This is a genomic window from Pseudoduganella sp. R-43 (assembly GCF_049913255.1).
Lineage (GTDB): Bacteria > Pseudomonadota > Gammaproteobacteria > Burkholderiales > Burkholderiaceae_D > Rugamonas.
In genome coordinates this window covers 521,926-534,327 of the sequence record NZ_CP183988.1, presented here as the reverse complement: position 1 = coordinate 534,327, position 12,402 = coordinate 521,926, and the positions used below count along the sequence as shown (strand labels likewise).

Below are 12,402 nucleotides of genomic sequence, written 5' to 3'. Positions count from 1 at the left end.
AGCGCGCGGAGCCTTCCGGCCATGTCTCGTTAACTGTCTTGCGGGGCCAGGTGGCGGACATACCAATCCATGGCCTCCTTCAACCCCTCGCCGATACGGTGCGATGGATCGAACCCCAAAAGCTCGCGCGCCTTGGTGATATCGGCCTGCGAATGGCGCACGTCGCCGGCCCGGAATTCCTGGTATTGCGCCTGGTGCTGGAGCAGGTGCGGGAAACGCTCCTGCAGCAGCTCGCGCATCATCAGGTACAGTTGGTTGAGGCTGGTGCGCTCATTGAGCGCGACGTTGTACACCTGGTTGGCAGCGCCCGGCTTGTCGGCCATGGCTGCCAGCAGGTTCGCTTGCACCACGTTGTCGATGAAGCAGAAATCGCGGCTGGTTTCGCCGTCGCCGTTGATGAACAGGGGACGGTTGCGGATCAGGGCCGACACCCACTGCGGTATCACTGCCGCATAGGCGCCTTCCGGATCCTGGCGCGGCCCGAACACATTGAAGTAGCGCAGGCCGATGGTTTCCATGCCATAGGTGCGCGCGAAGACATCGGCGTACAGTTCATTGGCATACTTGGTGACGGCATAGGGCGACAGCGGCCGGCCGATGGTGTCTTCCACTTTCGGCAGCGCGGGATGGTCGCCGTAAGTGGAACTGGACGCGGCGTAGACGAAGCGCTTCACTTTCGCGTCGCGCGCCGCCACCAGCATGTTCAGGAAACCGGTCACATTGGTGCCGTGGGTCAGCAGCGGATCGTCGATCGAGCGGCTGACCGACCCCAGTGCGGCCTGGTGCAGGACGAAATTAATCGGCAAACCCGCTTTGCCGGCGCAGGCTTGCTGGCAGGTCGCCAGGTCGCGGATATCGCCTTCGATAAAGGTAAACGAAGCCCAGGCCGCGGAACCGACCGCTTCGCGCACCTGGTCCAGGTTGTGCTGGTGGCCGGTGGCGAAGTTGTCCAGGCCCGTGACCTGCTGGCCGAGCTTGAGCAGCGCCTCCACCAGGTTGGAGCCGATGAATCCGGCGGCACCCGTCACCAGCCAATGGTATCGCTGGCCACGCAAGTGCAGCCGCACGTCGTCAAACTTGCCCACTACAGCCCTCCCAGGCTTCCCTGATATTTTTCTTACAGGCGCCAGACGCTGTATCCAGCTTCTTCCAGGCCTGCCATATTGAATGCCGATTTCACGTCGATGAAGACGCCGCCCGGGTTCAGCTTGGCCGACAGGTCGGCCAGCGACAGCGCCAGCAATTCCTTGTGCGACACTGCCGCCACCACCGCATCGGCTTGCGGCAGGCTGTCCCAGCTTTCCAGGCGAATACCATATTCGTGCACCGATTCTTCCGAATCGGCTACCGGGTCGTGCACATGCACGTCCAGGCCATACGACTTCAGTTCAAACACCACGTCCGCCACCTTCGAATTGCGCAAGTCCGGGCAGTTTTCCTTGAAGGTCAGGCCCAGCACGTTCACTTTCGCGCCCTTGATGTGGCAGCCCGCCGCGATCATCTGCTTGACGGTCTTCTCGGCCACGAACTTGGCCATGCCGTCGTTGATGCGGCGCCCCGCCAGGATCACCTGCGGGTGGTAGCCGATCATGTCGGCCTTGTGGGTCAGGTAGTAAGGATCGACGCCGATGCAGTGGCCGCCAACCAGGCCGGGACGGAAAGGCAGGAAATTCCACTTGGTGCCAGCCGCCTGCAGCACTTCCAGCGTATCGATGCCGATCTTGTCGAAGATGATTGCCAGCTCGTTCATCAGCGCGATATTCAGGTCGCGCTGTGTATTTTCGATCACCTTGGCCGCTTCCGCAACTTTCACGCTGGAAGCCCGGTATACCCCAGCCGTCACTATCGATTCATATAGTTTAGCAACCTCTTCGAGCGTTGCAGGATTATCTCCCGAAACCACCTTCAGGATGGTGGTCAGGCGGTGCTGCTTGTCGCCTGGATTGATACGTTCAGGGGAGTAGCCGACATTGAAATCTTGCGGCCATTTCAGGCCGGAATGCTTTTCCAGCACGGGGATGCAGACTTCTTCGGTGGCGCCCGGGTAGACCGTCGATTCGTACACGACGATGGCGCCCTTCTTCATGTACTTGCCGACCGTGGTCGAGGCGCCGACCAGCGGGCTGAAATCGGGCGAATGGGCATTGTCGACCGGGGTCGGCACGGCCACCACGATGTAATCGGCTTCGGCCAGGGCGGCCGGATCGTAGGTCACGTGCAACCGGGTCGCTTCGCGCAATTCCGCTTCCGACACTTCGCCGGTCGGATCGCAGAACTGGCGGTAATTCTCGATCTTGGACTGCGACAGGTCAAAACCGATAGTCTTGCGTTTCTTGCCGAACTCAACAGCCAGCGGCAGGCCGACATAGCCGAGGCCAACTACAGCAACTACCTTTGTGTCATCCATGTTTAGTTCCTGATCAGAATTACTTATTACACTTATGCTAACCATATAACAGCTGCCTGCCAACTACAATGCTGGGTTCACAATGAACGCCCGATTTCCAGGGGAAAACCGGCCGCATGCAGTCGCTTTCGCTCTGCGCGCATTTAACATTTCTTTGTGGAACAGTTGGATCGGCGCCACGGTCAGCATTGACTTGGCCGTCAACTTTATTGCAATTGTGGCATTCATTGTCAATTTTACACCACGATGGCCCGCCTGTCACAGCCTTTATGCGAGTTACCCCTCGGCAAAGGCTTTTCCGCGACAGCCCAGGCTGCGCTCAGGCCGCGATCCGGGACTGCAGCCTGGACTGGGGCGCTTCCATGCGGCACCACAGTTCGAACTCGACGATATCGAACAGCGGGATGGCAGGCTCGGCCTCGTCGGCCTTCATGCGGTCGAGTTTTTGCAGCAAGGCCGGCACGTTGTAGATGCCGCGTTCGCGCGCGGCCCGGCTGGCGAGCAGGTCGCGCGCCATTTCATACATGGCGCCGCACAGCCAGCGGCGCGATGGCACCGGGAAGCCCATCTTGTCGACGCGCGTGCGCACCAGCTCGGGAATCCGGCCGCGCAGGGCCTCGCGCTGCACGTACTTGTTCCAGTGGCCGCGCATATGCCACTCGTCCGGCAACTGGAACAGCAATTCCACTAGGCGGTAGTCGAGGAAGGGCACCCGTCCTTCGATCGAATGGGCGCTGGCGTTGCGGTCTTCCACCCGCAGGAACAGCGGCAGGGGCGCCACCGTGACCGCGTTGCTGAGCGTGGCCGGCAGGCGCTGGTCGCGCGCCGCCGGCTGCGGCAGGGCATGGCGGCACAGCTCCGGCTGCAGCCACGGACTGGCGCCGGCGGCAGCACCGGCACGCCGCAGCGCCAGTGCGCGGTAGGGCGGCAGCGCAGAGAGCGCGTTGCGCAGGCCCAATTCGAGCTGGGCGCGGAAATGCCGGCCGGTGGCGCCGCCGTGGTGGCGCACAAAGGCAGCCATCTCGTTCCAGGCCTGGAGTGGCCGGCCGGCGCGCATCAGGCTGTGCCAGTAATGGCGGAAAAATGCCGGGTAACCGGCTGCCGTCTCGTCGGCGCCCTGCCCGTTCAGCACGACCTTGACGCCGCGCGCGGCGGTCTGCTTCATGAGCTGGAAGCTGACCGCCGCCGCCATCGAATGCACCGGTTCGTCCTGGTGCCAGAGCAGTTGCGGCAAATCGTCCCAGATCTGGCGCGCGTTCGCATGCAGCGGTTCCATGAGGGCGCCGGTCTCGGCCAGCGTGGCGTCGATGTAGCGGCGCTCGTCAAAGTCCTCGTCCATGAAGCTGAAGGTGCGCAGCGGGTCGCTGGCGCCGTCGGCGGCACGGATGCGCGCCGCCTCGCACAGGATGGCGCTGGAATCGAGGCCGCCCGACAGGTGCACGGCAACCGGCACGTCGCTGCGCATATGCAGGCGCATGGCATCTTCGAACAGGGCTGCGTACTCGCCGGCCGGGTCGGCCACATGGCGCGGCGCGATCTGCGCCACGCTCCAGTAGCTCCACTCGCGGTAGCTGCCGTCCAGGCCCAGTTCGAAGGCACAGCCGGCCCCGACCGGGAGAATCTGCTGGTAGAACGACGCCTGGCCGGAGTCCAGCGCCTGCGCCCCATGCACCAGGAAATCGGCCGCCACCTGCCAGTTGGTCTCCACGCTGACGCGGCCCGAGTCGCGAATGGCCTTGATTTCCGAGGCGAACATCACCTGCGAGCTGTCCTGGTAGCGGTACAGGGGCTTGATGCCGAAGCGGTCGCGGGCGCCGAACACATGGTTGCGGCGCCGGTCATGGATCAGGAAGGCCCACATGCCGTTCAGGCGCGACAGGCATTGCTGGCCCCACTGCTGGTAGGCGTGCAGCAGGACTTCGGTATCGCTGCGGGAGCGGAACTGGTGGCCCAGGCCCTCCAGCTCGCGCCGCAATTCGAGGTAGTTGTAGATTTCGCCGTTGAAGACGATGGTCAGGCTGGCATCGGGCAAGCTCATCGGCTGGTGGCCGGCCAGGGACAGGTCCAGGATGGCCAGGCGCCGGAAACCAAAGCCAAGCGGCCCGGCCAGGTAATGGCCTTCGTCATCCGGCCCGCGATGCCAGATCAGGTCGCTCATCCGCTTCAGCAGAGCCAGCTCGGCAGGACGGCCGTTGGTGTTGAGCACTGCTACCAGTCCACACATAGTCAACTCTTTCGCAAGGACACGCCCAGCTTCGGAGCAGGCAAATGTTGTGATTACCGGCAGTTATCATATATTACCCACAATAAACGTCAATATCAAAGAGGAAACATAGTTTTCTTTTTACTATTGCAGGATGAGGGTCGCGTGCGGCGTGGACGCGCTGCGCGCCGCGATCTGTTTCAGCTTGAACACGGCAATGGCTTGTGCCACCCATTCGGCCTGGCGCGCCAGGCTGCTGGCAGCCGCTGCCGCTTGCTCGACCAGGGCGGCATTCTGCTGCGTGATGCCGTCGATATGCACCACGGCCTGGTTGACCTGGCCGATGCCGCGGCTCTGCTCCTGGGTGGCATGGTGGATTTCGTCCATGACGCGGGTAACGCGGCCGACCGACTCGATCACTTCGCTCATGGTGGCGCCGGCGTTGCTGGTCAGCCTGGCGCCGGCGTCGACTTTCGCGATCGAACTGTCGATCAGCTGCTTGACCTCCTTGGCGGCCGTGGCCGAACGCTGGGCCAGGCTGCGCACTTCGGTGGCGACCACGGCAAAGCCCTTGCCATGCTCGCCGGCGCGGGCCGCTTCCACGGCGGCATTCAGGGCCAGGATATTGGTCTGGAAGGCAATGCTGTCGATCATGCCGATAATGTCGAGGATCCTGCGCGACGACTGGCTGATGTCGTCCATCGTCTGCACCACTTGCGAGACGATGGAGCCGCCGGCTGCAGCCACGCTGGAAGCCTGGCCGGCCAGTTCATTGGCGCTGTGCACGCTGGCCGCGCTCTGCTGCACATTGCTGGTCAGCTGCTCCATGCTGGCCGCCGTCTGTTGCAAGCTCGAAGCCTGCGATTCGGTACGGCCGGACAGGTCGAGGTTGCCGCTGGCGATTTCGCTGGTGGCTGTCTGGATCTCGTCGAAGTTGCTGCGCACATCGCCGATGATGCTGTGCAGGTTGACATTGGTCTGGCGCAGCGCTGCCAGCAACTGCCCCATTTCATTGTCGGCGCCGATCTCGAGGACACCGGTCAGGTCGCCGCCGGCCATCTTGCGCGCAAAGCCCGTCGCCTGGCGCAGCGGCTGCACGATGGCGCGCTGCAGCGCATACCAGAAGGCCAGCGTGAAGACGCTGAAGGCGGCATTGGCGAGCGTCATCCACAGCGGAGCGCCCTGCACCGCGCCGGACACGGCGAGCAGGGCCAGGAAGCCGCTCAGCGCACCCATGCCGATGCCGATCAGCCTGGCCAGCGAGAGCTCGCGCAAGCGGCCGGCCCAGTGGCGCCAGCCCGGCCGGCGCAGGCGGCCGCGTTCCAGGCGCAGGCGGCGCGGATTGCCTTCGCGCAGTTCGCGGTAAAGATGGTCGGCCTGCGCCACCTGTTCGCGGCTGGGCTTGCTGCGCACCGACATATAGCCGACCGGGCGGCCGGCCTCGATCACCGGCGTCACGTTGGCGTACACCCAGTAGAAGTCGCCGTTCTTGCAGCGGTTCTTGACCATGCCGCTCCACGGCATGCCGGCCCTGATGGTGGCCCACAGGTCGGCAAACGCCTCGGCCGGCATGTCCGGATGGCGCAGGACATTCTGCGGCGCGCCGATCAGCTCCTCTTCAGTAAAGCCGCTGACTTCGATGAAGTAGGGATTGGCGTAGGTGATCTTGCCCTTCAGGTCCGTGGTCGAGACGATGGTCTTGCCGTCGTCCAGGATGAACTCCTGGCTGGTGACAGGGGTGTTGAGGCGCATGGCAGTGCTCCTTGTTCGGCAATCTACAGGGGAGAATTGGCACGAACCGGGAGCGGGGGTCCGCATGGCCTGGCGGGACGCAAGCGGGCGTCCCTGGCCATATCATGCAGTCAAGTATAGGAAGATGATGCGCTGCGGAAACTCACCAAAAATTGTAATAGGAAAATTCAATGAGCTGCTGTGGCGTATTTGCCATCACGCCGGGCTGCGACGGCGCAGCACGCCGCGTACCTCGGCCACCATGCTGCGGTTGAAGAGCAGGCTGGCCAGGCCATAGGCCAGCATGCCGCCCAGTACTTCGGCCACCAGGGCCCAGGCGCGCGCCTGTGCCGCCAGCGGTGTACGCAACAGGGTGACGGCGCCGAACATCAGGGCAGCGCACAACAGCGCCGGCCCGGTGCGGCGCGCCACCGCCTCCGCCCCGACGCCGATGGCGGCCAGCATGCTGCGCATATTGATGAAGAGCACCACCGGGTAGGCCAGCAGCCAGGCATAGGCCACGCCCTGGATGCCCCAACGCGTGCCGAGGTAGAAGGCGGGCGGCATCACGATGCAGGACAGCAGCACATTGCGGAAATTGATGCCCGGCTGGCCGAGCGCATCGGTGACGGTCGGCAGCATCTGGGCCAGGGTGCGGAAGGGCATGATCAGGCACAGCACCTGCAGCGGCAGCACGGCGCCTTCCCAGCCCTTGCCGAGCACCACGCTCACCAGTTCCGGCGCCACGCTGGCCATGCCCCACAGGATGGGAAAGGACAGCAGGCTGATATAGCCCAGCAGCTGCAGCACGCCGGCGCGGATGGCCGGCAAGTCGTGCTGGGTGCGCGACAGGATGGGGAACAGCACCTGGTTCAGGATGCCTGCCATGCGCTGCACCGGCAGCGAAGCCAGGTGCATCGAGACCGAGTACCAGCCCAGCGCTTGGTCGCCCAGCACGCGGCCGACGATGGCCACGTCGGCCTGCATGAAGCTGTACCACAACAGGCGGGTGGCGGTCAGGCTGCCGCCAAAGCCGAGCAATTTGCCCATCCCTGCCAGGGACCAGTCCGGCCGCGGCTGGCCGGGCGCGCACCAGTTCAGCGCCCCCATGCGCCAGGTCTGGGTGGCCAGCATGCCGGCCACCAGCGACCACACGCCGGCGCCAGACAGTGCCATGAACAGCGTCGCTTGCGAGCCGACCAGGGCGGCACTCAGTTCGACCAGCGAACGCTGCTTGTACTCCAGGCGGCGCTGCAAGCGCACATCGGGAATAATCGCCAGCGGCAGCAGCAGGAATTGCACGGACAGCACATGCAATAGCGGCTGCAGCCGCACTTCACCGTAGAAGGCGGCCACCAGCGGCGCCAATGCATTGGTCAGCAGGAAAAGCACGAGGTTGACCAGCCAGACCACGCCCATGGCTTGCCGCAGGTCCTGTTCGCTGATCTCCTTGCGCTGGATCAGGGCCGGGCCCAGGCCCACCTCGGCAAACATGCCAAGCAGGCCCAGCACGACGGTGCACATGGCCAGCAAGCCGTAATCGGAAGGCGCCAGCAGGCGCATGACGAAGATCGTCACGCCCCAGGTAATCAGTTGCGAGCCCAGCTTGGCCCCTGCCACCCACTTCACGCCACGCGCCAGCTCAGTTTGGAATTTCATCGGTAGTCGAGGCAATCATGGCGAGGCAGGGAAAGGAATTGCAATCAGGATAAGGGAGCGAACCCGGTGCCGCAAGCGCGGCTGTCCGGTGCGGGATTGCCAAAACGTCCAGCATATTATCTTAATGATATGATCGCGGCAATCGTGAAATTGACAGTCGCCCCCTCGGCTGGCATGATCATGATGGTCAATTGACAACATTTAACGGGAATCAAATGCTCCAGCTCCTGCGCTCGATCAAGAACAAATTCACCCCCGAGGCGCCGCTGCCGCTGGGCGCCGTGGCCGAGCGCGAGGCCGACCGGCGCGGCTTGCCGGCCCATGATCCGGGCATCGAGGCGGTCATCGCCGCCTGTACCGACTGGCTGGGCGCGGCCCAGGACCATTCCGCCTCCGCCGACGGCGGCGTGGCGCGCGACTTCAGCCTGGTCAAGGGCTGGGCCACTTCCTACCCCGAAACCACCGGCTACATCGTGCCGACCGTGATCGAACTGGCGCGCCGCCAGGGCAGCGCCGAATTGCACCAGCGCGCGCGCCGCATGCTGGACTGGTTCGTCGCGATCCAGTTTGCCGAAGGCGGCTTCCAGGGCGGGCGCATCGATTCCAACCCGCGCGTGCCGGTCACCTTCAATACCGGCCAGATCCTGCTCGGGCTGGCGGCCGGCGCCAGGGAATATGGCGATGCCAGCTACCTGGACGCCATGCATCGCGCCGCCGCCTGGCTGCGCGATTCGCTGGATGAAGACGGCTGCTGGCGCAAGCATGCAACGCCGTTCGCCAAGCCGGGCGAAAAAGCTTATGAGACCCATGTCGCCTGGGGCCTGTTCGAAGCCGAGCGCGTGGCGCCGGGCCACGGCTATGGCGAGGCCGGCCTGCGCCAGGTGGCATGGGCGCTGGGCAAGCAGCAGCCCAACGGCTGGTTTGCCTCGAATTGCCTGAACGACCCGGTCCATCCGCTGAGCCACACCATCGGCTATGTGCTGCGCGGGGTGCTGGAAGGCTACCTGCTGTCGAAACGCCCCGAACTGCTGCAAGCCGCCGTGCGCACCGGCAGCGCCTTGCTCGAAGTCGTCGGGCCCGACGGCTTCCTGCCGGGCCGCCTGGACAGCCAATGGCGCCCTGCCGCCACCTGGGCCTGCCTGACCGGCTCGGTGCAGAATGCGCATTGCCTGTTCCTGCTATACCAGCTCACTGGCGAGGAGCGCTATTTCGACGCCGGCCGCCGGCTGACCCACTATGTGCGCCGCACCATCAAGGTCGACGGCCCGAAGGAGACGCGCGGCGCGGTCAAGGGCGCGTTCCCGGTCGACGGCGCCTACGGCGAATACGAATTCCTGAACTGGGCCGCCAAGTTCTGCATCGACGCCAACCTGCTGGAACAGGACTTGCTGAAAGCCCGCAATGCTTAAGCAGGCCAAGCGCCTGGCCAAGGCCGTGCTGGAAAAGCTGCGCCGGCGCAGCAGCGCCCGCGAAGTCAAGCAGAGCCAGCGCCACGTCAGCCGCGACGAGCTGGTGGCAGGGCTGGCAAGGCTCGGCATTGCCAAGGGCGACGCCGTCTTCATCCACTCCTCGCTGAAAAGCCTGGGCTATGTGGAAGGCGGCGCCGCCACCGTGGTGCAAGCACTGCAGGAAGCGGTCGGCCCGGACGGCACGCTGGTGCTGCCGACCTATTACATGCCGGGCGGCTCGATCCGCGGCACCTGCGAAATGAAGGATTATGTGTTCGACGTGCGCAAGCACGGCACCAATATGGGCCGCCTGCCGGAAGCCTTCCTGGCCAGCGCGGGCATCGCGCGCAGCGTGCACCCGACGCATTCGGTTTCCGCCTGGGGCCGCCATGCGGCCTACCTGACCGAAGCCCACCACCGCGCGCCATCGGTGTTCGGCGAAGGCTCGCCGTGGCAGCGCTTTGTCGGCCTCGATAATGCCAAGGTGCTGGGCCTCGGCATTTCGATGGGCCCGGTCACCTTCTACCACGTGCTGGAAGATGCCATGGGCGACGCCTTCCCGGTGCCGGTATGGGGCGCGGAGACTTTCCGCCTGCCATGCATCGACCAGGCCGGGCAGCGTAGCGACGTGCCCCTGCGCCCCTTCGACCCCGAGCTGGCGCAACGCCGCATCGACCATCGCTCGCGCGAGGACTTGCGCCAGTATTTCATGGCCGAATTCAAGCGCGCCGGCCTGCTGCATGCCGGCCAGGTCGGCGAAGCGCCATCGTGGTGGATTCCTGCGCGCGGCTTCTTCGACCACCTGCAGCGGCTCGCCGGCGAGAACCTGACCATCTACTCCACGCCGGAACAACTGGCAGCGCGGCCGCTGGCCTAGGCTGCCGGGGCCGCCATCGCGGCGCCAGCCCGGCGTGCACTCCAGCGCGCGCCGAGCCTGATCATCGGCAGTTCGACCAGGTGATAGCCCAAGCCGGTGAACAGCACCAGCAAGGACAGGAAAAGGCTCCATTGCCAGAAGGGATGGAGCGCATCGAGCGTGCGAAACGCCAGTCCCATCAGCGGCGGGTGGAACAGGTAGATGCCATAACTGTACTTGGCGATGAACTTGCTGGCACGGTTCAGGCGCGGCGCCGACATCTCGCGCAGCCAGGGGATCGCCAGCCCCACCGCCAGGCACACCAGCCAGCGCCCGTAGTTGTTGGCGCGCGGCTCCGCATAGGCGACAAACGCCGCGCATGCCAGCGCCAGCAACGGCGGCCACAGCCAGCCCGGCAAGCGCTCCCTGCCCTGCATGCGCCAGGCCAGTACCCCGGCCAGGAAACAGGGCGCAAACTCGAACAGGCTGAGGCGCGCGGTCACCAGCGGCTGCAGCAGGGCCAGCGGAATCGACACCAGCCACAGCGCCACCAGCCAGCGCAGCGGCCGCCGCCGGAACAGCAGGAACAGGAGCGGCAGCAGCAGGTACATCTGCACTTCCAGGCACAGCGTCCATAACACGACCGACATATAGCGCGCATACACTAGGTTCTGGACCAGCAGCAGGTTGGCCGCCAGCTCAAACGGCGTCCATTGCGCATCCATGAAGAAGTAGATGCCCAGCAGCAGGACGGCTGCCAGTGGATAGATGCGACAGGCGCGCTGCAGGTAGAAGGCCCGCAACAGGGCCGCCCCGTCCAGTTGCTGGCGCTCCAGCGACTGCATGAGCACCAGGCTGGTGTGCACAAAGAACAGCATGACGCCCAGCTGGCCCAGGGCGAACGAAACAGGATTGGTGCGGATGGTGTAGCCGGCGATATGCGCCGTCAAGACCAGCAGCACGGCAAGCGCACGCAGGAAATCAAGGTTCGGCTTGAACATCATGGCTCCGGACGCGTGGTGCAGGAACTTCAGTCTGCACCACGATCGGAGCCCGGGGTTTGCGCTAGGTCATGCGCCGGTAAGCTGGCGCGCGCCGAGTTCCTTGCGTTCGCGCCAGGCCGCGCCCAGCTTGATCATCGGGTGTTCGATCAAATGGTAGCCAAGGTAAGGCAAGACCACCATCATGGCCCAGAACAGGCTCCACTGCAGCACCGGATGCCAACCGGCCAGCGTATCGAAACACAGGGCCAGCATCGGATAATGGAACAGGTAGATGCCATAGCTGTACTTGGCGATGGTTTTGCTGACGCCATTCAGGACAGGCGTGCCCAGCTGGCGCACCCAGGGGATCGTGAGACCCAGCGCCAGGCAGACTGCCCAACGCGAATAGTAATGCGTGCGCGTCTCGGCAAACAGGATGTAGGCCAGGCTGGCAAGGCCCAAAGCCAGCGGCCATAGCCAGGCCGGCAGCCGCTCCCTGTCGCCCAGGCGCCAGGCGATCACCCCACCCAGGAAGCAAGGGACGTAGGACAACACATTAAAGCGCGGCGATACGATGGGCGGCAGCAGCCCCACCGGCAACGAAAGCAGCCAGAATGCAAACAGCCATTTGATCGGCCTGTTGCGGAAGAAGACGAACAGGAAAGGCAGCATGAAATACATCTGGACTTCCAGCGGCAGCGACCACAGCGGGTCGCTCATCAGCCGCGTGTACGTCAGGTTCTGCACCAGCGCCAGGTTGGTGAACAATTCGTAATACGTCCAGTGCTGGTCCATCAGGAAATAGACGCCGAGCACCAGGGTCATCGACAAGGGATAAATACGGCAGATGCGCTGGATATAGAAGCGCTTGAACAAGGCCGTGCCGCTTGCATCCTGGCGCTCCAGCGACTGCATCAGCACCAGGCTGGTATGCACGAAGAAAATCATCACGCCCAGCTGCCCCATCGCGTACGAAGCTGGCGTAGCCTGGCCGTATGCGGTGCGGAAGACATGCGAGAACAGCACGAACAGCACGGCGACCGCACGCAGCAGGTCAAGGTTCGGTTTGTTCATCATGTCGCTGCACCCCGATGGTCGAGTTCGTATTCTTGCAT

The 12,402-nt window shown here is 64.3% G+C and carries 9 protein-coding genes; 2 read left to right on the top strand and 7 right to left on the bottom strand.

Translation table 11 applies throughout. From position 1 onward, the window contains the following. Positions 1 to 29: 29 nt before the first annotated feature. The 5 genes from ACN9M3_RS02550 to ACN9M3_RS02530 all read right to left on the bottom strand — a co-directional run bounded on the left by ACN9M3_RS02550 (position 30) and on the right by ACN9M3_RS02530 (position 8,000). A complete protein-coding gene (locus ACN9M3_RS02550; RefSeq protein ID WP_426167255.1) occupies positions 30 to 1,085 on the bottom strand; it encodes an SDR family oxidoreductase in 1,056 nt (351 codons plus the stop codon). A 32-nt stretch (positions 1,086 to 1,117) separates the two neighbouring features. Beyond that, complete coding sequence (locus tag ACN9M3_RS02545; protein WP_426167253.1) at positions 1,118 to 2,407, bottom strand: nucleotide sugar dehydrogenase; 1,290 nt, start codon at positions 2,405 to 2,407, stop codon at positions 1,118 to 1,120. 319 nt (positions 2,408 to 2,726) lie between these two features. Then, positions 2,727 to 4,631 carry an asparagine synthase (glutamine-hydrolyzing) gene (gene asnB, locus ACN9M3_RS02540; RefSeq protein ID WP_426167251.1) on the bottom strand — a complete coding sequence of 635 codons (1,905 nt, stop codon included), beginning with the start codon at positions 4,629 to 4,631 and terminating at the stop codon, positions 2,727 to 2,729. A gap of 123 nt (positions 4,632 to 4,754) precedes the next feature. Next, positions 4,755 to 6,362, bottom strand: a complete 1,608-nt coding sequence (locus ACN9M3_RS02535) for a methyl-accepting chemotaxis protein (protein ID WP_426320358.1) — start codon at positions 6,360 to 6,362, stop codon at positions 4,755 to 4,757. A gap of 195 nt (positions 6,363 to 6,557) precedes the next feature. Continuing rightward, complete coding sequence (locus ACN9M3_RS02530; RefSeq protein WP_426320356.1) at positions 6,558 to 8,000, bottom strand: lipopolysaccharide biosynthesis protein; 1,443 nt, start codon at positions 7,998 to 8,000, stop codon at positions 6,558 to 6,560. Positions 8,001 to 8,215: 215 nt separating this feature from the next. Here ACN9M3_RS02530 and ACN9M3_RS02525 point away from each other — a divergent pair, with 215 nt between their 5' ends. Continuing rightward, entirely contained in the window at positions 8,216 to 9,409 is a 1,194-nt protein-coding gene (locus tag ACN9M3_RS02525) for a hypothetical protein (protein ID WP_426320354.1), read from the top strand. Further along, a complete protein-coding gene (locus tag ACN9M3_RS02520) occupies positions 9,402 to 10,325 on the top strand; it encodes an AAC(3) family N-acetyltransferase (RefSeq protein WP_426167243.1) in 924 nt (307 codons plus the stop codon). Before ACN9M3_RS02525 ends, ACN9M3_RS02520 begins: the two co-directional genes overlap by 8 nt. Here ACN9M3_RS02520 and ACN9M3_RS02515 read toward each other — a convergent pair. Continuing rightward, positions 10,322 to 11,308, bottom strand: coding sequence for an acyltransferase family protein (locus tag ACN9M3_RS02515; RefSeq protein ID WP_426320352.1), 987 nt, complete (start codon positions 11,306 to 11,308; stop codon positions 10,322 to 10,324). The two genes, ACN9M3_RS02520 and ACN9M3_RS02515, sit on opposite strands and share 4 nt — an antisense overlap. A gap of 66 nt (positions 11,309 to 11,374) precedes the next feature. Then, positions 11,375 to 12,364 (bottom strand): acyltransferase family protein, encoded by a 990-nt coding sequence (locus ACN9M3_RS02510; RefSeq protein WP_426167239.1) that lies wholly within the window; start codon positions 12,362 to 12,364, stop codon positions 11,375 to 11,377. Between the last annotated feature and the right edge of the window lie 38 nt (positions 12,365 to 12,402).